Here is a 23,725-nt window from a genome sequence, read left to right as displayed (position 1 = left end):
ATTATTTTATAAATTGACTTTCTTCAGGCTAATTTGTGCTACACTGAAGGGTAATAACGGCTGGTTGTGTCTGAGGATGCGGCTTCACCTCCGGATTCTCACCATCGTTACCCACAAAATATGTAAAGGAGTTAGCTATGAGTACCAGTAACATGCAATCCATCAAACATTCAAACTACTCAGACATTTACCATTTGCTCTACGACAATGAAAAATTATCTAAGCAAGACATCGCGGATCAGCTGAACTTAAGCCTTCCCACGGTTAGCTCTAACTTGCAAAAATTAACCGAACAAAAATTAATCGTAAAAAATGGGCAATTGAAATCACTCATTGGTCGCCGGGCCACTGCCTACACCATTGACCCCAACGTCAGCCTAAGTATCGGTGTTGAAATCTTTGCACACCGGGCAACGCTGGCCGTACTTAACTTAAAAAATGAGGTCATGGCCCTGCAGACCAGCAATCTAGACTTCGCCAACGACGATCAGTACGCGCAAGCCTTGGCACAAGCTATTTTAGCCCTAGTCCAAGAACACGGCTTTAGTCAAAACCAGATTTCTCACGTTGGCATTGGTATTCAAGGCTTAATCGATGGTGATGGCACCACGATTCTCTATGGGAAAATTCTCAATTGTACTGGTATGAAGGCCGCTACTTTTGCACAGTATCTTCCCTTCCCAGTCACCTTCTACCATGACGCAGACTGCGTGGCTCGTGCTGAATACAGCCAGCACCCCACAGATGGGATATTCTTGTCGATTGGCGAGCACATTGGAACCGCAGTGATCGTGAACGGCCGCATGCTGAACAGCCCCAGTGGCCGTAATGGCACCATGGAACACATTACGCTCAACGCATCGAGTGGCCCCGTCTGCTACTGCGGACGTCGTGGTTGCATTGAAACCTACTGCTCTTTAAGCTCCCTGCTCCAGGAAGATGAGTCATGCACGAGTTTCTTTGAACAGCTCGCCCAAGGTGTTCCGGCCATCAGTCAACGCTTTGATCAATACTTAGATTACCTGTCAGCAGCCATTTACAACCTTCATATGTTCGTTGACATTCCACTCGTTATCGCTGGCGGACTAACTAAGCATCTGACTGCGGAAAATCTAGCTGACCTTAAGCAACGTTTGAAAAAACGCTCCGTCTTTCCCGAAACAGAAAGTTATCTACGACTGGGAACCGTCAGCAATCACGCCGTTGCGATTGGGGCAGCAATCCCAGCAATCCGGCAACAGCTACAAGACATTTAGCAGCAACTTACCAATACGTTAAAAACGACCACCGAGAAAAATTCGGTGGTCGTTTTTAACGTCAGCCTTACCGGTGCCCGCGACAAAGCCGATTTATTTTTTAGCGTCGTCCACACACTTGATTGCAACCACTGTTTCATCATACCTTCTGATTGCCCTGATAAACCCAACAACATAGGCAACCAGAATCAAGAGAATCGGAATTCCAAGAACAACCACCGACGTCTGAACTGTGGTTAGCCCGCCTGACTGAATCAGGATGAATCCCATCAATGACATCGCTATGCCCCAAAATATCTTCAGATAATTGACCCGATGATCATTTGGCAACAGCTCCGATTGATTTACTGACATCTCAGCAATTGAATAAATCATTGATTCGTACTGAGTTACGAATGAGAGAATCACCGCAATCAATCCCAGAATCATCATCAAATTCCCCCAAGGTAACGTGTTCAGGTAAGCGAAGAATGCCACCGGATAACCTTTCGTCTGCAAATCACGCCAGATATCAACATGATGCATCTGAGTAAAAATGGCTGATGAACCAAACGTTCCAAACCAAATGAAGATGAACCCAACTGGCACTAGCAAATTGACCAACACAAACTGACGAATCGTTCGTCCCCTAGCCAACCGAGCCAAAAACAAGCCCGTGATTGGTGCTACTGTTGTCCACCAAGCCCAATAATAAATTGTATTTTTGGCTACCCATCCCGTCTGTTTCACAGGTTCTAAATATAATCCCATTTCAACAAAATTATTCAGATAGCCGCCAATTGAAGACAACGTATTATTTAAGATGAACACGGATCCACCAAAGATAAACGCCCAAGCCAGTAACGTTGCGAAAACACTCATGTTAATGTTACTGACTAACTTGATACCCCGGTGAATACCGGAACAGGCCGCGTAGATACCGATTATGCCCAATATGGCAATGATAAGGATCTGTAACACCAACGGCTTAATTGCCAACTTAGTCATATAGCGAAATCCCGTTGATAACTGCAATGTCCCTAAACCAACGTTGGTTCCCAGTGAGGCCACCAGGACATATAGGCACAACCAATTGACTAGCTGACCCATCCAGCCATTTGCTTGTTCATGCAACAATGGCTGTAATGCCGAATTAAGCGCGAATTTCTGTTTCAAATTCCACAGTGCAAAGGCGAAGCACAGACCCGCTGCCGTGTAAATACCATAAGCCTGAAATCCCCAGTGCAAGTATACATACTGTAGTGCGGTTTCGGCAGCGGCAGCACTATGCGGCAGTAAGTGCGTAAAGGGCGGCGGCGTCATATAATTCGTCAGTCCTTCGCTAACACCGTAGAAGACAACGCCTAGAGCCATGCCTGAGGTAAACGTAATCGAAATCCAAGTTGCCATTGACATACTAGGTTGAGCTTGCTTGCCCCCCAACCGAATTTGACCTTGCTTGCCCCAGGCTGCCCACACACAAAACGGGATAAAACTAAAGGTAACCAATGCATAGAGCCAGCTAAAATACCGTTGTGACCATTGAAAGGTTGCATTTACCAATTGTCCAAATTGCTTATGATAAAATACCCCCGCTACAATAACCAACAAAACTAAAACTGCTGGAACTAAAAACACTTTGAGGTCTATGAATTTGCGTATGAGTTTAAGCCGTTGTTTGAGCCGCATATGCCTACACCTTTCTGAACATCAGCTAATCTTTTCTAGTTTTGGGGGTTCACGTTCAAAACAATCTTACCGACTAACGTCTTGGAAAGAAAGACTTTTTGTGCTTTAACGATATCCTTCAATGGGAATTCTTTAGCAACGACTGGCTTAATTTGACCTTTCTCAATATAGCTAATTAAGTTCGTGAAGGCTTCTTTAGTCTGATAGGTGCTCCCAAATAAACTCAAGTCTTTCAAGTACAGGTTACGTACATCTAAGTCCACCATTGGCCCACCAATAGCACCAACGACGCCATATTTGCCGCCTTTCTTCAAGACTTCCAACAATTCCGGCCATTGTGGACCCGCCACCATGTCCAAAACAACGTCTACCTTCATCTTGCCAATCTTCTCAACAAAGCTATCACCACGTAGCAGAATCTCATCAGCGCCATAACCCTTGACCCGATCTTCTTGCCCTGGGTCACAAACGGCAATGACCTTAGCACCGCGAATCTTAACTAATTGAACCAGTGCTGAGCCAACACCTCCAGAAGCTCCGGTGACTAAAACAACGTCACCCTTGTTCACGCCAACCCGAACCACTAAGTTTTCTGCCGTTGAATATGAACATGGGAAAGTCGCCAATTCTCCATCACTTAGATCTGAATGAATTTCAAATGCTTCTGATGACAAGGTCTTGGTGTATTCCGCAAAGCTACCATCACATTCAGAACCAAACGTAATGCATTCCAAGCCCTCATCACTAGCCGGTAGCTCTTGCATCGTCCGAATCAAGACACGTTGTCCAATTCGATCAGAACTGACACCATCCCCAACCGCAACGATAATGCCACTGCCATCTGCCCCTTGGATACGTGGGAAATGCATGGCTTCACCCAGCCAAGTACCATCTTCATGAACGTCTTCTTTGAACCCTTTGACGCCACCGGCATTACTTTCCTCTTTAACCTTCTTACTATACCAACCAGTCCGCGTATTAACATCCGTGTTGTTGACCGCAGCTGCACCGACTTTAACCAAGACTTCACCGGCTTCAGGGGTTGGCACTGGAATATCTTCTCGGTACTCTAATTTATCAAAACCACCATTACCCGTTAAGTAAACACCGCTCATTTTTTCTGGAATATCAGTCATGTTCATTTCCTCCTAGTAGCTCAAGAATTCACAAAATTAATTAAATCTCAATACAGCTATCGGATGCGCATCCCTAACTTGTATTTCCATCTTCGATTATATGCTCCTCATGCTCAGTGACAATCAAATGATAATGAACCTAGAGTTCAATAAATTAAAACGCTTTCACTAAACGTTGAAGTAGCAATGATTATATGCTACGATTTGCACAAGGAACTCGAAAACATAAAAGGATTTGATAGAATGCAAGAACGCTTTAATCTCGAATACTTGAATACCTTCGTCATTGCCGCTGAAACTAAAAAGTTTAATGTGACAGCTGAAATGGTCTACCGTTCTCACTCTTCTGTCAGTACACAGATCAAAAAATTGGAGGAGCAAGTGGGCGAACCCCTTTTTATTCGGGAAAAAGATACCCTTACACTGACTCAGGCCGGTGAAACGCTGTATAAATACGCCCAACAAATCTTAGAGCTAAATGATTCCGCATTCAATTCACTGAGCAATGTTGATTGGCAAGGCGCCCTCACTCTTGGCGTTCCCACAGATTATGTTGACTTTCTCGTCAAAAAAGTCTATCCGACAATCAAGCAAGAATTTAACAATTACAATTTTGACATTGTTGCCTCCCGTAGCCGTATCTTACGAAAACAAATGGCAGAAGGGAAAGTTGACATCTCCTTAGTTGCTATGGAACCGCAATATTCAGACGATTACCCCCTCTGGGAAGAAAAAATGTTCTGGGTAGCTAGTCATGATCTAACTCTTGACGCATCCCAATCCCTCCCAGTTGCGCTATTCTCAGATAATTGCATTGTGAATAACTACTCCTTAAGATGTCTGAAAAAAACTGACGCTAACTTTAAAGTGGTATTTAAAAGCACCATGATGGATAACATTGCTTCAGCGGTACAAGCTGGTGTGGCCGTCTCCTTACTTCCCGAATCGCTCATTACCACTGACATGCGTATTCTCTCCACTGACTTAATCGACTGTCCGTTCACACTGAAAGTCGGACTAACTAGCAAGGATCAGACACATCGAGATATTGTTCAGCGTCTTGGTCAGTTGATTCGCAGCAAAGTTTCCCTCGCCACAATCCCTGCATAACCAGCAAAGGCATCACCCTAGAAAATCTAGAGTGGTGCTTTTTACTGACTATGCAATATCCTGCGTCTGAACATTAGACTTAACCTTGGTTCCCTGATGAAGGGCTAGCCACAGAATGCCCCCACCAGCAGCGATGGCAATTAAACAACCGATTGCCATGTAAATCCAAATCATATGATAAGCCTGCGTAGCCGGATACTTATCCAGCCAAGCACCAACTTGCGTAAAGACGTATGCATCAGGTAAAAATCCAATAGTAGAAATGATGCCAGCTGCAGTCCCCGTCATCGTAACCGGAATCCGTGCTTCATCTTGCGTGGCATAGTAAACGCCGCGCGTGCCACTAGCTAAGAATCCAATAGCTAAGGTCATTATGATGATAACCACTGGTGCAGACTTAGGGATAAATAGCATCGCTAGCGCACATGGCAATAGCAACGTCATGCCAATCACACAAGCTTTGGCTGAGGACTTCAGCCACTTATCTGCCATGATTCCAAACAGCGGCATAGCAATCACACCAACCCCGTAGGAGCGGAACGTTGCCACCATACTGACAACACCATTTGAGACTCCCATTCCTGTCAAATAGGGCGTCGTGTACGACTGAAGTGAAAAGACTAAGTAAGTGCCAAAAATTAAGAACGAGACTAGCCATAGTCCTGGCGTTTTTAATAGCGCAACATAGTCTGCCTTAGTTATTTTGGCCTGCGGCTGATCTGGTTGGGTATCTTCACGAACATCAACCAAGACGAAAGCTGCCAAGATACTAGTCGCAAAGTAACAAATTGCATAAAATAATAAGACTGACTTCATTCCCAGCTTAACATTCACAAATTGCGCCAAAATAAATGTCGTGGTAATGGGAAGAAGAATACCAAACCCTGCACGAATACCTTCCGCAAAGCCATAATATTTCCCTTGTCCTTCACTACCCCCTAATATCCGAATAATCCGGACATACGCTGCCCAGAAAATCAGCGTGCCATCTAAGGCTAATACAGCATGAATCAATAATAAAATGGGAAAAGACGGCAGAGCCATGTACCACAGAGAGAATAATCCCCCGACAACACCAGAGACCATAATCATTTTCTTCGAACTAATTCTGTCGGCCAAAAAGCCACCAAAAAAGTAACCAACTAAACTAGCGATTCCCACCGCACTAGACAGCAATCCCAGCTGTGTGTTCGTAATGTGCAGTGCGCTAATAATCTGATCATAATACACTTCGCGTAAGTAAGGAACGTTGGCAATCGCTCGACCGAAGAATGCTAGTAGTCCAATCATTAGCCATTTTCTAAACGAAGATAATTTTGATAGTTCCAAACAGCATCGCTCCTCCCATCAGGGTTTTAATTGCTCACCAAATATCACCGATGGTAAAGCCGTTTTGGAACGGATCCGTATCATCCAAGACCCACTTGTTAAATCCATAAATCCAGCATTGTCCACCCACAGTAGGCACAATAGCTTTATGACCGTGGATCTCGGTATCTTCAATGGCCCGACCTTCAAATCGAATTCCTAGCAAACCTTCGTTAATGAACGGTTGATTTAATTTCAAGCGTCCCTTGGCATGCTCAATCGACATTAGGGCACAAGTCCCAGTACCACAGACACCTCGGTCTAGGGCACCCTTCCAAGTCTCTGGCTTATCAAAATCAACTTTGCCAGTTGGGTACCAGTTGGAAGTACGCATATAAACATCAGGATCATCTGATGGCTCATGCATCATTGACAATGTAATACCAACTCCTGGATAGTCAGGGTGGTTAACCGGCAATTGATCGATTGCTGCTGTCGTCACTAACGAGGAAATTTTAGCAATTTCACTCCCCATTTCTGGTACCAGATGCAAGCCTTCGAATTGCGTTGCATCAATACAGCAATAGAACATCCCACCCCAAGCAATATCAACTTTGACCTTTCCTAAGTGTGGTACGTCAATTTCTTTGTCTAAGTATACTGGAAAGGCCGGAACATTCTTAAAGGTGACACGGGTTACTTTGCCGTTTTTACAGTCAGCTTTAATGTGAATCAAGCCAGCAGGCGCTTCCAAATCGAATTCACTGACTGGTTCTGTCATTAAAATTTGGCCAGTTTCTAGTAAAGCGGTGGCAACCGCAATTGTATTGCCCCCACTCATCATTGGATATTCCGTTTGTTCCATAATGATATAACCTGCCTTGGCCTTGGGATTTTTAGCAGGCACGATCAAGTTTGCACATGTGGCTGGAATACCTCTAGGTTCGCGTAGCATCAATAGACGGACTTGATCATCATTTTTCTTCAGCCATTCTTCCATCTCATACACAGAATCTCCAGGAATTGTAGGCACACCACTCGTAATAACCCGCATTGGTTCACCTTCGTGACACTCAACTGAATCAAACATTCTCTTGAAAGCCATTTCACATTCACTTCTTTCTTTGGATTTACTGATAACCAATTATCAATCACCATTCGATGTTTGCGCTTTCATTGCTACGTTTACTTCTTCTATTCCAACTCCCTTCAAAGAACAATTTTTATAGATTAAAGCTTCAATCTCTCGTACAACCCTATTATTATGCTTATATTGTGAATATTCAATCAAATAAAAATGGATACTCCATTCAAAAAAATTGAATACCTAGTACTGACGCACACGTATCTAGTTTCTTTAGAAAATAATTTCTATTGAACTCGTGCATAATCCTACAAGAAGACCCGATTCCGTACTTTCGTTACATGCACAGCAATTTAAAATTTTTCACTAATTTCAAACATCACTTTAAAAAACCATTCACCCACAAAAACGGGCCTGGGATAAAACATCCCAGACCCTTATGCGTCAATTTAAATGGCCGAAACGTGCGCCAAAAGGCAGCCGTTTCCACTATCGTTTAGCAATTTCTATTCTACTGATTAATTCGGAATCGTTTCAACCCACTTCTTCAGCAGGACCACGTTGATTACTGCCTCGATTGCGGCAACCACGAGGATACCCACAATGTTCACGATAAACTGGGTTTGCATACCAGCACTCATCATGCCGCTCAAGTTATTGAACTCATGGAATATGAAGGCCGCTACTCGCACGACCAGGTAGATGACAACGATATAGAGCACGGTGTCAACGGCCCGCCGACTGACATTAGGCAGGAAATTGTTGGTGGCACTGACAACTAGGTGGACCAAAGAAATCGTGGTCCAGCTAAGGATAACTAGTGCCAGGCCCATCAGCTCCAGGCCAATGACGATCTTGATGGCCTCGCCCAGCGGATAATGGGGGTTCATGAGATCCGCAAATAAACTACTTAAGAACTTGGCGTCGATCGTACTCGTAATCGCGTACAGGACGACTTGAATCACACTGAAGTAAAGGAACATGAGCAATGATGATAACAAATTCGTGGTATATAGTTTCGTTTCCCCAATTGGAATCAATCGGTAAGTGTCGCGGGTATAAACGTGTTCGTTGGCAACACTCATGAGAATGATGGCCGCGAAGAGCGCCGGCACCGACCAGGACATGGTTGCGCCGAAGAACTCGCCGCTTTGAATGCCGCGCGTCGCCACGCTCCACAGTAGCGTCCCAGCAATGACGGCCAGTTCGACCAAAATAATTTTATTGATGGTCCGGAATCGGTCGCGACTCATCACTTGAAAGACTTTTCCAAAACTAGTCATGGCTGACGCCTCCTTCATACAAACTCTCGTAGTAAGCTTCGATGCCAATGCCGAACTCTTCCCGAATGGCATCGCTGGCCTTGTGCGCGTAAATCGTTTGGTCCTTGACGATGACCACTTCGTCTAGAATCGGCGCGATCTCAGACACGTAATGGTCGGAAATGACCATGGTGGCGTCCGCCGGTTTCCATTTGATAATGCTGCTAATAATCTTCTTGCGGCTCATGGAATCAATCCCACTAAACGGTTCATCCAGCAGATACAGTTGCGTTTGCCGCGCTAGGGTCAAGGCGATGACCACCTTTTCCTTCATCCCCTTGGACAGCGCCCCTAGCTTCAGGCTGGTGTCAATCTGCAGGAAGGTAACCAGCTCTTCGAAGCGTTGGCCATCGAAGTCAGGGTAGACTAGCCGATAAAAATTAGCGACGCGGTCGACCCGCGTGTTGCTCTTAAAACCACGGAGTTGTTCAGTGAAGCTGACGTGGCCCTTGTGGTGGGCCGTCACGCTGTCACCGCACACGGTAATGGTGCCGGCACCCTTGGCACTACCGGTAATCAACCGCATCAAGGTCGTCTTCCCGGCGCCGTTTTCACCCAGCAAGCCGACGATTTTACCCGTTTCCAAGGTCAAATCAATGTCGTTCAAAATGGTTTTCAGGTTGTGCTTATAAGTGAGTTGATTGATGGTTAAGACGTTAGTCATCTTGTTGCCCCCTTTGTGCAATAAATCGTTTCAAGCTATCGATGATTTGTTCATCGGTTAAGTTCAATGCATGTAATTGTTCGTAGACTCGCTCCAACTGCTCCATGACCAAATGCTCCTTTAACTGGGTGATGCGCTGCTCGTCCGTCGTGACAAAATTTCCCTTGCCCCGTTTGGATTCCAAAATATTTTCCGTAATCATTTCCCCGAGTGCTCGCTGGACCGTGTTGACGTTGACCGTGAGATCTACCGCTAGCTGGCGAACTGCCGGCAACTTATCCCCGGGTTTCAGCTGACCGGTCATCATTTCATGATAAAGATAATTCTTAATCTGGTAATAAATTGGCACCTTATCATCAAATTTCATTTGTCCCGCCTCCCTAGTGTTATATTTTACTAGTACACTATAACATGAGTACACAGGTCTGACAACCCGCTCCCCCAGTAAATTTGAAAGATAGGCCAGAAAAAACGTGTGCCAACAGCGTTTGTCGTCTCAGACAAATTTTGTTGGCACACGTTTTTTACTGGAATACTTGGATTTAACCCTCAACAACGTTGCCGATGACCGCCTACCGTTGGCACGGGTCCCAGACACAAGAAAGTATTGAACCGCTCCTCAGGCTGGCGGCGTTCCCCCTAGCAGGCAGAACCCCTAGCGTTCGTAGGCAATGGATTCATCAATTGACTAAGCCAGATACTGCTTCGTCGCCGCGACGATTTCTTGCAGCCCCTTCTTCGCATCGGAGAAGAACATTTGCGTGTTGTCCATCGCGAACAGTGGGTTTTGCACGCCAGCGTACCCGGTACTCATGGAACGCTTGATGACGACGACTGATTTGGATTTATCGACGTCCAAGATTGGCATCCCGGAAATGGCGTTGCCACTTTCACGAGCTAATGGGTTCGTGACATCGTTGGCCCCGATGACCAGCGAAACGTCGGTGCTTTCAAACATTGGGTTGGCATCGTCCAACTGCTTCATTTGTTCATAAGGTACGTTGACGTCGGCCAGCAACACGTTCATGTGTCCAGGCATCCGCCCAGCCACTGGGTGAATCGCGTAATTGACCACGATGCCTTGGTCCGTCAAGACCTTGGCCAACTCAGCAACCTCGTGTTGGGCTTGCGCTGCGGCCAATCCGTAGCCCGGCACGATCATGACACTGTGGGCGTAGGCCAGTTGCAGGCCAATGTCGTCGGCAGACGTTTCTTTCACGTCGACCGGCACATCAGCCGCTGCGGCACCACTGTCGCTATCATCAGTTCCGAAGCCCCCAGCCAAGATATTGGCTACGGAGCGGTTCATGGCATCCGCCATTTGTAAGGTCAGGATGGTCCCGGCAGCCCCGACTAAGGCCCCGGCAATAATCAAGACTTGGTTGTTGATAACGAACCCGGCAAAGGCGACGGCCAACCCGGTAAAGGCGTTTAACAGTGAAACGACGACTGGCATGTCGGCCCCACCAATTGGTAAAGTCATCAGCAGGCCAAAGACCAAACTCATGACCAAGGCCAAGGTCACGTACCACACGTTGGTTGGCAAGCCAATCATCAGATAAGCCGAAACTAAAATCGCCAGCACGACGATCACATTTAACAGCCGCGCGCCCGGAAAACTAATCGGCTTCCCGGAAACGTGACCGGATAACTTGCCCGTGGCGATCAATGACCCGGAGAACGTGATGCCCCCGATGATAACGTCCAGTAAAACTGGTAGGGAGAAGGCCACGCTCAAAGCGGCCCCGTCCCCCTTCAGGAGGTAATCGAAGATCCCAATCGTGGCAGCGGCCCCGCCACCCACGGCGTTAAAGAGGCTGACCAGTTGGGGCACGTCGGTCATCGGCACCTTGCGTGCTTTGACGACCCCGTACAAAATCCCCAATGCCAGGCCGACTAGCAAGACGACCCAGCCAATCGGATCAATTTTGCCTTCAACAATAATCGTCACGATAATCGTGATGACGGCCAAAAACATCCCGACCGCAGACAGGCCATTTCCCCGTCGTGCAGTCTTTGGGGAGCGCATCAAGTGGACCCCTAAGACGTAGCAGACCGCTGAAATTAGATAGATTAAAGAAGAAATCGTTTGTAGCGCACTCATTTCTGCTCAGCCTCCCCCTTCTTCGCAGCTGGTTTCCGGTCAAACATGCCCAACATTCGGTCGGTCACGGTGTAACCACCAGCCACGTTGACCGCGGCAAAGAAGGCGCCGAGAAACGCCAAGACGTAAAATAACGCGCTGTTGGCTTCCGCCGCAATGACGAAGGCCCCGACTACGACGACCCCGTGAATCGCGTTGGCCCCAGACATCATGGGCGTTTGTAAGGTCGCCGGGATTTTACTCATGACTTCAAACCCCACTAATAGACTTAAGACAAAAATGGCTAAATTTGTAAATAATTCCTGACTCATGGCTAATCAACTCCTTTACTATCAGTTGATTCTGCCGGCTTGGCCGGTTGCCGGTCGGGTAGTTTCATGGCTTGCCGGACCCGACTACTGATAATCTCACCATTGGTCGTCGCCAGCAATTCACCGACCACCTCGTCATCGACATCCAGCACCAATTTACCGTCCTGGATAATGGCATTGAGCACCGCCTGCACGTTCTTGGCAAACATGTCAGAGGCGGAAGCGGGCAGTTGGCTGGCCATGTCACCAGCCCCAATGATTTGGGCTTGTTTGGCTGTCGTCACGGTCTTATCTGGCTGTGACCCGGCCACGTTTCCGCCCAATTCGCTAGCCGCCAAATCAATGAACAGCGTGCCTGCCTTGGCTTCGTCCACTGACTTTTGGGTGACCAGCAATGGTGGCCGCCGTCCAGGCACTTGCGCCGTAGTAATGATGACGTCATTTTGCGCAATGAATTCGGCCAGTTCGGCCTGTTGTTGTGCCGTTTCTTCTGGCGTCAAGGCCCGGGCATAGCCGCCTTCACCAGTGGCGGAGACGGAAGTCGTTAGGAACGTGGCCCCCAATGATTCGACTTCACCACGAGAAGCGGGCCGAATGTCGTAGCCGGACACCATCGCGCCTAACCGTTTGGCCGTCCCGATGGCTTGCAGGCCCGCGACCCCGGTTCCGAGCACCAAGACTTTGGTGGGCTTGGCGGTCCCGGCGGCAGTGATCATCATTGGTAAATACCGCGAGAAACGGTCCGCCGCTAGCAAGGCCGCCTTGTAACCAGCCACACTGGCTTGCGAGCTCAAGACATCCATGGTTTGTGCCCGCGAAACGGTCCGGGGCAGGAGTTCAAACGCTAGCGCATTGATTTTCTTATCCGCTAACTCTTGCACATAGTCCAAATCCGTTAACGGCTGCAGCAAACCCAGCAGCGTTTGCCCGGCTTTGAGTTGATCAGTCACATCCTTACCTGGCTGGCCAATCGTGGCCAAGACATCGGCCCCTTGAATTGCGGCTTGCCGGTCACAAATCTTGGCACCAGCCGCTTCAAAGACCGCGTCCGGGTAAAATGACCGGTCACCGGCTCCTGATTCGATCAAGACTTGAAACTCACCTTTTACCAATTTACGTACGACTTCTGGCGAGAGTGCGACCCGGTTTTCTCCCGGGGCTTCCCGTAAAGCAGCAATCGTTAATGACATGCCACCCATCTCCTTTTGAGAATTACTTCACAATTCCATCATAGGTCCCCAGCCGGGCTAAAACAAGTCTAACCGGCATAATTAACCAGTTAATAAGGATACCGTCCAACGCGGTTATTTCGCGACCTGTCAACCTTCTGGACCATTTACCCGATAAAAAAAGATTCTTCGTGATTATAACGAAGAATCTTTACTTGACAGCAGATTTAACTCAAGATTGAAAGCCGAAAACCAGCAAAAAACATTGTCACCACGCGACTCAGGGCGTAAAGATTAGTCGTTTACAGCTTCGTAGTTTGAGCTGGCCGCCTACCGTCCGCCAACTATGGGTTGGAACGCGGTGGGCGGACCGGACCGAGCCTGAGAAACGGTCTCGGCCTCGCTTTGAGCCGAAAATCACGTCTCAAAGACGCCAGTTGTCTAAGCGGCATGAATCACACCGCTAAGACAACTCCCACGGCTGAACCCATAGTTGACGGACTCTCGGCTACTAAAGTGCGTTCTAGTCACAGTTGATTTAGTTCCAAGTTGCAGCTAAATTGGTAACCAGTCTTTGACTAACACAATGTTGTTGACGATTACTAACCCCGCCGGAGGCAGCCAGGGTGGAGCCAGCTGTGTCGACGGTGTTGGCTGAGGTTTTGTCTCAGCCTACAGCGTGGGACGACTTGAGAGCCTGGCGAATTCTGCCAGGCTTTCAAGCGAACCGGAAGACCGCTCCTCAGGCTGGAGGTGTTCCCCCTAGCAGACGGAACCCTGGCTGACGCAGGCTCCTGGTTTCACTAGTGTCATTCCAGGAATCAACATGTTAAGTCTACTTTCGCCCTTTAATCATTTAACTCAACCAGCCATCCATTTCAAACTTTTTGGCTTGAATAATTTCACCGGCCTGGGCAACCAGTAGTTGGACCGTGGGATTGCCTGGCTGCTGAGCAACGGCCGTCTTTAGTCGCCGTTGCTGGTCAGCGGAAAAGACCCACGTTAAGGCCTGCTGTTGCGCTAAAATCTCATATAGATTCCAGGCAGCCGCGGTCGGGTTCGTCGTCGACAGTTGCTGTAGCAAGGCGGTGCGCACCTGATTACGACTGGTGTCCGTGGGGACGTAGATGACGTGGGGCTTCAGATTATTTTGAAAAATCACTCGCTCTGTCGTTTGCTCGGCGAGTGTCTGGGCGCCCAAGCCATCGTAAAGTGCATTCACGATATCCCAGCTAGTCACCAGTTTCAGTGCAGTTTTCAACTGCGCATCCTGCGCCAAGTCCGACTTGAGGCGAATCTTGAAGGCGTTTAAATACTGCGGCAACTGATCAAAGCGCGCCGGGTCAGCAATCGTCATTTGGTCACCGGTCACGGCCAAAACGCCTTGATCCACCAGGTCCAGCACAGCGGCTAATACCAGGTAGGCCTGCGTGGTGAACCGAGTTCGCAATCGCGGTCGCCGGTCAATGCCTTCTGTGAGTAATAAATAATTTTTGGCGGTCGTTAAAGCCAAAGTGGTCCCTCCCTTTCCCCGTGTCACGGGTGCTTACGATTAATAAGCATACCACACGGAGTGGTACAGCCCAACTCTACCCAATCTGCCGGGAAAATTTCTTAAACCCAAACAGCCGATCAATCCGTTGGTAATACTCGGCTGGAATCTCCAGGTCTAACGCCTTCAAGTTATTTTGCAGTTGTGCGGGCTTGCTGGCACCAGTAATCAAGCTGGAAATCCGCGAGTCACGTAAGCCCCAGGCCAAGGCAAACGTCGCCAAGTCGGTGTCCAGTTCTTGCGCCATTTTGATGAGTTCTTCAACCTTATCCAGATTGTCATCCGTCAACAGGGCCTTGATTTGCCCCTGATACGTGGCCCGAGAACCGGCTGGGATTGGTTGGCCCTTGCGGTATTTCCCGGTCAACAAACCTTGGGACAGCGGCGAAAATGGCACGACGCCTAAGCCGAGCTTCTCGCAAACATCCAGTAATTCATGCTCAACGTACCGGTCAAACATGTTGTATTGCGGCTGAACCACCGTCAGCGGGTGCAGGCCGCGTTCTTGAATGATCAGTTGTGCTTCTAAAATCTGCACCGGCCGCCATTCACTGACGCCGTAGTACAAAATTTTACCTTGGTCGACCAGGCCGCTGAGGGTACTCAGCGTTTCTGCTAGCGGCGTTTCCGGGTCAAACCGGTGGCAGAAATATAGGTCCAGATAGTCCGTTTGAAGATTGGTCAACGATTGGTCCACGGATTCTGTGATGTGCTTGCGTGATAGGCCGCGGTCATTGACGCCATCGCCAGTCGGGAAAAAGACCTTGCTGGAAACAACCAGTTCTTTCCGTGGAAATTGCTTGAGTGTCTTCCCTAAGAACCGTTCGGCCGCCCCACCGCTGTAGGCATCTGCACAGTCAAAAAAGTTGATGCCTTTCTCATAAGCCAACTTGATGCTCTGTGCCGCCAGGTCCTGCTTGGCGCTATCGCTAACGTCAGTCATCCAACTGCCCAATGCCAATTCACTGACGCGTAACCCAGATTTACCTAAATGCCGATACTTCATGAATGAATCCTCCTTGAAATTATGTAAACGCTTTATTTTCGCTGATAGTTTTAGTTTAGCAGTTTTATGCAGCGGTGGCGCGTAATTTATGAAGCAATTAATCATGGCCCGAACGAGCCGTCCACTTTCACCCCAATGCCAGCAAAAAAGCCGACCCGCAAGTCGACTTTCCCGTTGATTGAAATAATTCTGAGACTGTGATAGTTGGTCGTAACCGCTAGCTCAGCAGGACTTCCATGACCAGGATAGCGCCCCCGAAGACCAGCACGAACGCAACGACTGGCCAAACGAATTTGAACCAGTGCGAATACTTCATGTCTAGCATCTGCAGCGTTGCCATCACCAAACCAGTTGGCGCCAAGAAGAGCATTGCGTATTGCCCAAATTGGTAGGCGGTAACCACGGCGAACCGCGGAATATCGACCGTATCGGCCAGTGGCGCAAAGATTGGCATGGCCAGCACCGCTAATCCAGATGAAGATGGCACGATAAAGCCCAGGACGAAGAAGATCAGCATCATGACAATGATGAAGACTGAACCACTCACGTGCGCGACCAACGATGAGGAGTATTGCAGGATGGTATCTGAGATCATCCCTTCATTCATAACCAAATTAATCCCGCGGGCCAAGCCAATGATCAGGGAAACCCCGACCAGACTAGCGGCCCCGTTAGTAAAGGCATCCACGACGCCCTTTTCACCGATGCCATATTTACCGGTTGCGGTCATGAACATGATGATAATCGCAAACAGCAGGAATGAGGAGGCCATGGTTGGGAACCACCAACCTTGTGACATCACACCCCAGACCATGATTGGGAAGGTGATCACGAACAGAATCAGGATAATCTTCTTGCGCAATGTAAATTCCTGATTGCTGGTGTCATCAGAGGCCACGGACCACATTTTATCAAAGGAACTCTTGTCCTCGTAAGTGTAGGAGAACGATGGCGTATCCTTGACCTTCTTACTGTACCAGTGCAGGTAGAAGATAACGAAGATGGCCGCAACGACCAAGCCACCGATCCGCCAGCTAATCCCTTCAGTAAAGTTGATACCAGCCGCATTGGAGGCGATAACAACGGAGAACGGATTAATCGTCGAGAAGGCTGTCCCAACCGAACTGGAGAGGAAGATGGCCCCCACACAGACGATTGAGTCATACCCCATCGCAATGAAGATGGGTACCAGAATCGGGTAAAAGGCCACGGCCTCTTCTTCAATCCCACAGAGTGTCCCACCCAGAACCATTAGGATGGACACCATGAAAATTAACATAAACTCGTGGCCCTTAGTCTTTTTCGTTAAGGCCATCAAGCCGGATTCGAAGGCCCCACTGGCTTTAACCACGCCAATCAGGCCCCCCAATACGAAGATGAATACCATGATATCGACGGCTTCAATGGTCCCCCGCACCATACTGCTGGTGATGGCGCCCAGTCCCGCCGGCCGCTGCTTCAACCGGTGATAAGTATTGGGAATCGAGACTTCCTGGGTGATGCCCCCGGAAGTAAATTCTTTGATATTGATTTTAACCCCCAGCTTATCCAGCTGTTCTTGGGTAGCGGGGACCTTGACCGTCTTTCCGGATGGCCGCGAAATTTGGAGTTGCGAGCCGCTATATGATAGCTTAGAATACGAACCGGCCGGAATGACCCAGGTCGCAAACACGGCGACGATGGTCAGAATGAATAAAATGACAAACGCGCCGGGCATTCTTAATTTGAATTTCTTTTTGGGTTTTGGTTCTACTGATGCATCCATTAAGTTCACCCCTTTAAGTGATTTGACGCTTAAAAATTAAAAATAGCATTGACGCAGTAATTCGCGGAACGACAGTGTTCTGCCTGCTAAATTAGTGAAACCAGGAGCCTGCGTCAGCCAAATATGGGTTCAGCCGTGGGAGTTTACTTAGCGGTATGATTCTCACCGCTTAGCAAACTGGCGTCTTTGAGACGCGGACCATCGGCTCAAAGCGAGGCCGAGACCGTCCCTCAGGCTTGGTCCGGTCCGCCCACCGCGTTCCAACCCATAGTTGGCGGACGGTAGGCGGCCAGCTCAAACTACTACCTGAATAAATGAAAAACGTGGTCCATGAACGGGTGTCACCAACATCACCGCACGATTGGACCACGTTCCGTTAATTTAATTACTTAGGCCTTGATCAGAGTCCCCACCTTGCCTGCTAAGGCGTCGTCGAGGTGATCAAGTGACGTGATCAGCGCCGTCCGACCGTTACCGGAAGCAACGAAGCCTAAGCAAGCTTCGATCTTCGGTAACATACTGCCGGGAGCAAATTGACCTTCGTCAATATAGCGTTGCGCATCTGCACTGGACAATTCCCGTAGTGCTTGTTGTTCTGGCTTGCCGTAATTGACGTAAACATCATCCACAGCGGTCAAAATAATCAGTTGGTCTGCGGAAATGTTAGCCGCTAGCAAGGCACTGGAACGATCCTTGTCGATGACTGCAGGGACACCCTTGAGACCGTCAGCCGTTTCGACGACGGGCACCCCGCCCCCACCACCAGCGATGACCAAATTATCATTTTCAATCAAGTCGTTGATGCTCTTGATTTCAATGATGGACTTGGGGAGTGGTGATGGCACGACTTGCCGGTAACCCCGGCCAGCATCTTCAACGAACGTGTAGCCCTTTTCTGCCACGATTTTATCGGCGTCTGCCTTGCTGTAGAAGGAACCAACCGGTTTGGTGGGATGGTCAAAGGCAGGGTCGCTCTCGTCGACTTCCACCTGAGTGACCACGGCCGCCACGTCCTTTTGGATGCCTTGACGGTGCAGCTCATTGTGCAGACTCTGTTGCAAATGGTAGCCGATGTAGCCTTGACTCATCGCGCCACATTCCGGGAACGGAAAGGCGGCGGTTTGGCCGTGTTCAGCGGCAAAATTCATGCCGAGGTTGATTGCCCCGACCTGGGGGCCATTGCCGTGGCTGATAACGACCTTGTGGCCGGCTGCTACTAAGCCAATCAAGGATTTGGCTGTGTGCTTGACCAAGTTTAATTGTTCTTCTGGAGATTTACCTAAGGCGTTACCGCCCAAAGCAACTACAATTTTAGCCATCTGTGCGCCTCCGATTATTCGCCTAAGGTTGCGACCATCACCGCTTTAATGGTGTGCATGCGGTTTTCAGCTTCTTGGAAGACCACTGATGCATCGCTTTCGAAGACTTCGTCAGTGACTTCCATTTCGGTGATGCCATACTTGTCCGCAATTTCCTTACCCACACCAGTTTCAGCGTTGTGGAATGATGGCAAGCAGTGTTCGAAGATAACGTCTGGGTTACCCGTCTTCTTCATCATGTCGCTGTTGATTTGGTATGGTGAGAGTAATTCGATCCGTTCTTTCCAAACTGAGTCTGGTTCACCCATGGAAACCCAAACGTCGGTGTAGAGCACGTCAGAGCCCTTAACCCCTTCGTCGATGTCGTCGGTAATCAAGATGTCAGCGCCCGTCTTAGCAGCGATAGCATTGACCTTGTCGCGTAATTCTTTGGTTGGCTTCAATTCCTTAGGGCAAACCAGGTGGAAGGTCATCCCCATGATTGCGCCACCGATCATCAAGGCGTTGGCCACGTTATTCCGGCCGTCACCAACATAAGTAAAGTGGATGTCACTGTAGTTCTTCTTCAGGACTTCCTTAGCCGTCAGGAAATCAGCCAGCACTTGGGTCGGGTGATCTTCATCGGTCAAGCCGTTCCAAACTGGGACGCCTGAGTACTTAGCTAACGTTTCAACTGTCCGTTGAGAGAACCCACGATATTCAATCCCGTCGAACATGCCGCCCAATACCCGGGCCGTATCAGCTGCTGATTCCTTCTTGCCCATTTGGGTACCAGTAGGGCCTAAGTAAGTGACGTGGGCGCCTTGGTCGTGGGCACCGACTTCAAACGCACAGCGGGTCCGAGTGGAACTCTTTTCAAAGATCAACGCAATGTTCTTGCCAACTAATTTTTGTTGTTCCGTCCCAGTGTACTTGGCCTTCTTCAGGTCTTCAGCTAATTGCAGTAAGAAGCCCATTTCCTTAGGGGTGTAGTCCAATAAAGTTAAAAAGCTACGGTTACGAAGATTAAACATTGTAAGTTCCTCCTTTGTTATTTACAATCATAAGTATAGTAAGCGGTTTCAAGAAACTTCAAAATGCTTCAAAACTTTGTTAAAACTTTTTCTAAGGAGTCCAATTCATGTTTAAGCAGTCCCGTTTCTTCACGCACGAACGTTACCAACGGATAGCCTTGTCAGCGATTTGTATCGCTTTGGCTTCACAAGTGAATTTCCAAACATACGCACCCGGTTTCATCGTCACCTTGTCCGTCTTCTTGCTGCCAGTCATTCTGTACTTCAATCGCGACTTCAACCCCATCTCACTGACCGTGGCAGTAGCGGTGGCCTCACCCGTCTTTCGGGGAATCCTTCTCTTCATTAGCCATGACGTAAATTCTCATGACAACCTGATTTATATTTTGGCCGACATGGCTTTCTACCTCTGTTACGGCATTCTCTACTACTTTTTATACTGGCGTCGCGGCCAACGCAGTAACATGACCTTCTTTCTAACCATCGTGCTCTGCGATTACGTGGCCAACCTCTTAGAAGTCAGCCTGCTCACGAGCTTTTCGCACTACACCTACCAGCTCTTTCAGATTCTGTTCATCACCGCCTTGATTCGTAGCTTGGTCAGTTGCCTACTGGCCTTTCTCTACCATTACTTCCAATTGATGCTGCGGCAAGAAAACCACGAACAGCGCTACTACCATTTCATCTGGGTCGCTTCGGCGGTGAACAGCGAGGTCTACTTCATGCGCAAAAACATCAGTGAGATTGAAAACGTCATGAAGAACGCCTACCTCTTGAATCAGGACCTGCAGCAGGCAAATGTCAGTGAGGCCGAACGCGACAAGGCTCTTCAGATTGCCCGCGACGTCCACGAAATCAAGAAAGACTACCAAAACGTGATTCGTGGTCTCGGCGATTACTTCAATGACGACGCCGAGACCGCCATGCAGCTGGCAGATATCTTGAAGGTCACGACCGACTATATCCGCGAATCGATCAAGCCCAAGTCCCCCAACGTGACGATTGAAGTCCACAACCACGTGGACCTGATGGTGCCGAACCACTATTACCTCGTCTCAATCTTATCCAATCTCATTTTTAATAGTGTTGATGCCATGGCGGGGCGTCCCAGTGGCACCATCGTCGTGAGTGTCATCGACCACGGGCCCGATATTCTGCTCAATGTCAGTGACAATGCTAACGGGATGGACCCCGACACCTTGTCCATGATTTTTCAACCCGGCTTCACCACTAAGTTCAACGAGAACGGCGACGTCTACCGGGGGATTGGCCTCTCCCACGTCAAAATCATTGCCCAAGAGCAATTTGACGGCGACATTCACGTTGAGTCTCAGCTGGGGAAAGGCACCAATTTTGAAGTGAAACTCAGTAAAAAACGTTTAGAACAGGAGGCAGATGCCTAATGAATTTTTATATCGTAGATGATGACCCGTCGATTCCCATGATTTTACGGCAGATTTTAGAAAAGAATCCCGAAAACACCGTGATTGGCATTGCCCACGAGGCGAAGAAAGCCTTGGCGGACATCATGATCATGGACGTTGATATTGTTTTAGCTGACCTCTTAATGCCGGGCATCTCAGGCATCGAGTTGATCAAGAAACTGAAGGCGCTCAAACCGGCACTGCGGGCCATCATGATTTCTCAGGTCAAGGACAGCGACCTGCGCGCCGAGGCCTACGAAGCCGGCATTGAATTTTTCATTGATAAACCAATCAACATGATTGAAGTAAAGACTGTGGTCGAAAAGGTCTCCCAGAGCGTTCAGATGGCCACCAAGCTCAACAACATCCAGTCGCTGGTTGGCGGTGGGGCGGTCGCCACGGCCCCGGTCGTTGACCAGAAGCAACAGCAAAAAGAAAAGATTCTGTCGATTCTGCGCTTCCTGGGAATCACCTCCGAAGCGGGTTCTTCAGATATCTTAGCCATTGCGCAGATTATGCTCGACCAGAACCTGAGCTTCCGTGAAATAGACTTCAACGCGGCCTACCACATCGACGACCGCGAAAAGAAGATCATGTTCCAGCGGATCCGCCGAGCCATCAAGACTGGCCTGACCAACTTGGCCAATATCAGCCTGGACGGCATGGGCGATGAGATCGTGGTCGAATACGCCAACACCCTGTATGAATACAAGAATGTTCGCAGTGAAATGCTCCTGCTGGAGGGCACCCGGAGCACCGGCGGCAAGACCTCATTGAAGCGCTTCTTTGATGGGCTAGTCCAGGAAGTTTAAGGGATGTTGGTAATGACACTTACTGCTCACTAGCTAACCGACTGTTGGTTCACTCTGCCCTAACTATTTTTGGCCAACCCTTCATTTTCACGTATACGTCGCCCAAATTTGGGCGTATAATTAAAACCATTAATTAGTTCAGTAGACCAACACCAAAGAAGTGATCATATGCCTATGAAACACGCCCAAACTCATTCCATTGGCCGCCTACTCTTTAAGTACCGGATCGTCGTGATGGCCATCGCCATCGTAGTCCTTGGCTTCACCGGTATTTTCAGTGTTCAAGCACGCCAGAAAAATACGTCGCAAGCGCACGCGACCACGTCTCCGCAACCGGCGACTGGTCGGCAGATCACGCACGAACAGCGCCGGGTCAAGAAACAGCTGTATACATATCTCAAGCACATCACCGCTGACGGTAATACCAGCGTGAGCTTCTACAACCTCGGCGCTGTGGCCGGAAGTCGTTCTGCGCAGTCCGCTGTGGCCAATAAATTTTACCAACGTGGTAAATTGGCAGCCTCCGCAAATGCCCACACGCCGGAGGTTTCGGCCAGCACCTACAAGCTTTACATTGCGGCCTACCTCTTCCATCTCAGCCAGCAGCACGCCTACACCTGGACGCCTACCAATCAGGACGGCTTCCACCGCATGATCGTCAACAGTGCCAATGACTTTCCCGAAGACATCCTCGACACCTACGGATTGGATGGCCTCAATGCCTTTCTAGCCAGTGAGGGCCTCTACACCCCGACCTTCGTCGCCGGCCAAGAGGCCACGACGACCGCCACGAGTCTCCGGAAGATGCTGGTCAAATTGGCCCGGGCACAGGCACCATTTAACAATGCCCACAACCGTTCTTGGCTATTATCATTAATGAAAAAACAAGTTTACCGTGACGGAATTCCCGCCGGGGCAGCTGCCGCGACTAAAGGAACCATCGTCGCTGACAAAGTCGGCTGGCTGGCGGACACCAACAATGACGCTGGTATCGTCACCCTGCCCAACGGTCAACGCTACGTGCTGGTCATCATGACCCATGGTGCCGGGCAAAGCGGCTTTAGTGGTTTCCCACGGATGGGCCAGAGCACCAAGCACATTCAAAAATTAGTTTATAATCCCAAATTAGTTAAGCAATTAGAATAGTCAGAATTGAGTCTAGGCCCGGTGCCTAGGCTTTTTTCGTCGCTCACCACTGGTTTATCTATTCCCTGAAAAATATATCATCTTGGCATATTGGTTTTTTATCGTTGACAATTGTAAACGATGGCGGTATGCTTAATTCATCAGTTAAGGATTACAAATGTAAACCAAAGGAGATTTTCTTTATGATTAAACTCATTGTTCTCATCGTTGCACTCTTGCTCATCGGCTTCATCGCCTGGTGGTTCTTCGGCAATCATGCAACCGCGGCTGTCGACGCCGCCGTCAGTGCCAACTCCCAAGACGTGGGCGTGGAAGTCAGCGGTGGCTACTCTCCCAGTACGGTCGTCTTGAAGAAGGGCGTCCCCGCCACACTGACGTTTAACCGCAAGGACCCATCTAGCTGTCTGAAACAGGTCGTTTTCCCCGACTTCGGGATCAATGAATTTCTCCCGCAAAATGAAGCGCACGCCATTCCTATCGACACCAGCAAGCCGGGCGAATTCGACTACGCTTGCGGGATGAACATGTTCCACGGCAAAGTCATTATCAAATAATT

Annotated in this window: 21 protein-coding genes; 6 read left to right on the top strand and 15 right to left on the bottom strand. The window is 48.9% G+C overall.

The window, feature by feature from the left end; all coding sequences use genetic code 11:
• Positions 1-137 precede the first annotated feature (137 nt).
• The gene (locus tag EKM83_RS06485) at positions 138-1,256 is read left to right on the top strand and encodes an ROK family transcriptional regulator (protein WP_125575816.1); all 1,119 of its coding nucleotides are present in this window, start codon (positions 138-140) and stop codon (positions 1,254-1,256) included.
• Positions 1,257-1,349: 93 nt separating this feature from the next.
• On the opposite strand, the gene EKM83_RS06480 is transcribed toward EKM83_RS06485, so the two are convergent.
• Together EKM83_RS06480 and EKM83_RS06475 are read right to left on the bottom strand one after the other, a co-directional pair.
• Positions 1,350-2,924: a BCCT family transporter gene (locus EKM83_RS06480; RefSeq protein WP_125575815.1), complete on the bottom strand. Its 1,575-nt coding sequence runs from the start codon at positions 2,922-2,924 to the stop codon at positions 1,350-1,352.
• Between the two features lie 35 nt (positions 2,925-2,959).
• Positions 2,960-4,060: an alcohol dehydrogenase family protein gene (locus tag EKM83_RS06475; RefSeq protein ID WP_125575814.1), complete on the bottom strand. Its 1,101-nt coding sequence runs from the start codon at positions 4,058-4,060 to the stop codon at positions 2,960-2,962.
• A 243-nt stretch (positions 4,061-4,303) separates the two neighbouring features.
• Here EKM83_RS06475 and EKM83_RS06470 point away from each other — a divergent pair, with 243 nt between their 5' ends.
• Positions 4,304-5,170: a LysR family transcriptional regulator gene (locus EKM83_RS06470; RefSeq protein WP_125575813.1), complete on the top strand. Its 867-nt coding sequence runs from the start codon at positions 4,304-4,306 to the stop codon at positions 5,168-5,170.
• A 48-nt stretch (positions 5,171-5,218) separates the two neighbouring features.
• On the opposite strand, the gene EKM83_RS06465 is transcribed toward EKM83_RS06470, so the two are convergent.
• From EKM83_RS06465 to argF, 13 genes are all read right to left on the bottom strand, one after another.
• The gene (locus tag EKM83_RS06465) at positions 5,219-6,499 is read right to left on the bottom strand and encodes an MFS transporter (RefSeq protein ID WP_125575812.1); all 1,281 of its coding nucleotides are present in this window, start codon (positions 6,497-6,499) and stop codon (positions 5,219-5,221) included.
• Positions 6,500-6,533: 34 nt separating this feature from the next.
• A complete protein-coding gene (locus EKM83_RS06460) occupies positions 6,534-7,583 on the bottom strand; it encodes a proline racemase family protein (RefSeq protein WP_125575811.1) in 1,050 nt (349 codons plus the stop codon).
• Between the two features lie 497 nt (positions 7,584-8,080).
• A complete protein-coding gene (locus tag EKM83_RS06455; protein ID WP_125575810.1) occupies positions 8,081-8,845 on the bottom strand; it encodes an ABC transporter permease in 765 nt (254 codons plus the stop codon).
• Complete coding sequence (locus tag EKM83_RS06450) at positions 8,838-9,548, bottom strand: ATP-binding cassette domain-containing protein (protein WP_125575809.1); 711 nt, start codon at positions 9,546-9,548, stop codon at positions 8,838-8,840. The genes EKM83_RS06455 and EKM83_RS06450 overlap by 8 nt, the downstream gene beginning before the upstream one ends.
• Positions 9,541-9,915 (bottom strand): GntR family transcriptional regulator, encoded by a 375-nt coding sequence (locus EKM83_RS06445; RefSeq protein WP_125575808.1) that lies wholly within the window; start codon positions 9,913-9,915, stop codon positions 9,541-9,543. Before EKM83_RS06445 ends, EKM83_RS06450 begins: the two co-directional genes overlap by 8 nt.
• Positions 9,916-10,236: 321 nt before the next feature.
• Complete coding sequence (locus tag EKM83_RS06440; protein ID WP_125575807.1) at positions 10,237-11,652, bottom strand: NAD(P)(+) transhydrogenase (Re/Si-specific) subunit beta; 1,416 nt, start codon at positions 11,650-11,652, stop codon at positions 10,237-10,239.
• Complete coding sequence (locus EKM83_RS06435) at positions 11,649-11,963, bottom strand: NAD(P) transhydrogenase subunit alpha (RefSeq protein ID WP_125575806.1); 315 nt, start codon at positions 11,961-11,963, stop codon at positions 11,649-11,651. The genes EKM83_RS06440 and EKM83_RS06435 overlap by 4 nt, the downstream gene beginning before the upstream one ends.
• Positions 11,964-11,965: 2 nt before the next feature.
• On the bottom strand, positions 11,966-13,153 hold the full coding sequence (locus EKM83_RS06430; RefSeq protein WP_125575805.1) for an NAD(P) transhydrogenase subunit alpha: 1,188 nt from the start codon (positions 13,151-13,153) through the stop codon (positions 11,966-11,968).
• 835 nt (positions 13,154-13,988) lie between these two features.
• Positions 13,989-14,645: a hypothetical protein gene (locus EKM83_RS06425; protein WP_125575804.1), complete on the bottom strand. Its 657-nt coding sequence runs from the start codon at positions 14,643-14,645 to the stop codon at positions 13,989-13,991.
• A 76-nt stretch (positions 14,646-14,721) separates the two neighbouring features.
• A complete protein-coding gene (locus EKM83_RS06420) occupies positions 14,722-15,690 on the bottom strand; it encodes an aldo/keto reductase family protein (protein WP_125575803.1) in 969 nt (322 codons plus the stop codon).
• Between the two features lie 217 nt (positions 15,691-15,907).
• The gene (locus tag EKM83_RS06415; protein ID WP_125575802.1) at positions 15,908-17,455 is read right to left on the bottom strand and encodes a YfcC family protein; all 1,548 of its coding nucleotides are present in this window, start codon (positions 17,453-17,455) and stop codon (positions 15,908-15,910) included.
• Positions 17,456-17,844: 389 nt separating this feature from the next.
• Positions 17,845-18,774 (bottom strand): carbamate kinase, encoded by a 930-nt coding sequence (gene arcC, locus EKM83_RS06410; RefSeq protein ID WP_125575801.1) that lies wholly within the window; start codon positions 18,772-18,774, stop codon positions 17,845-17,847.
• Between the two features lie 14 nt (positions 18,775-18,788).
• Positions 18,789-19,787 (bottom strand): ornithine carbamoyltransferase, encoded by a 999-nt coding sequence (gene argF / locus EKM83_RS06405; RefSeq protein WP_125575800.1) that lies wholly within the window; start codon positions 19,785-19,787, stop codon positions 18,789-18,791.
• A gap of 107 nt (positions 19,788-19,894) precedes the next feature.
• Here argF and EKM83_RS06400 point away from each other — a divergent pair, with 107 nt between their 5' ends.
• The 4 genes from EKM83_RS06400 to EKM83_RS06385 all read left to right on the top strand — a co-directional run bounded on the left by EKM83_RS06400 (position 19,895) and on the right by EKM83_RS06385 (position 23,723).
• Positions 19,895-21,190, top strand: a complete 1,296-nt coding sequence (locus tag EKM83_RS06400) for a sensor histidine kinase (protein ID WP_125575799.1) — start codon at positions 19,895-19,897, stop codon at positions 21,188-21,190.
• Complete coding sequence (locus tag EKM83_RS06395) at positions 21,190-22,023, top strand: DNA-binding domain-containing protein (RefSeq protein WP_125575798.1); 834 nt, start codon at positions 21,190-21,192, stop codon at positions 22,021-22,023. The genes EKM83_RS06400 and EKM83_RS06395 overlap by 1 nt, the downstream gene beginning before the upstream one ends.
• 168 nt (positions 22,024-22,191) lie before the next feature.
• Entirely contained in the window at positions 22,192-23,169 is a 978-nt protein-coding gene (locus tag EKM83_RS06390; protein ID WP_225418634.1) for a serine hydrolase, read from the top strand.
• A 182-nt stretch (positions 23,170-23,351) separates the two neighbouring features.
• Positions 23,352-23,723 carry a cupredoxin domain-containing protein gene (locus tag EKM83_RS06385; protein WP_125575797.1) on the top strand — a complete coding sequence of 124 codons (372 nt, stop codon included), beginning with the start codon at positions 23,352-23,354 and terminating at the stop codon, positions 23,721-23,723.
• Positions 23,724-23,725: the final 2 nt, after the last annotated feature.

Source organism: Levilactobacillus angrenensis, from assembly GCF_003946085.1.
Taxonomy (GTDB): Bacteria; Bacillota; Bacilli; order Lactobacillales; family Lactobacillaceae; genus Levilactobacillus; species Levilactobacillus angrenensis.
This window is presented reverse-complemented; position numbering and strand designations above follow the sequence as displayed.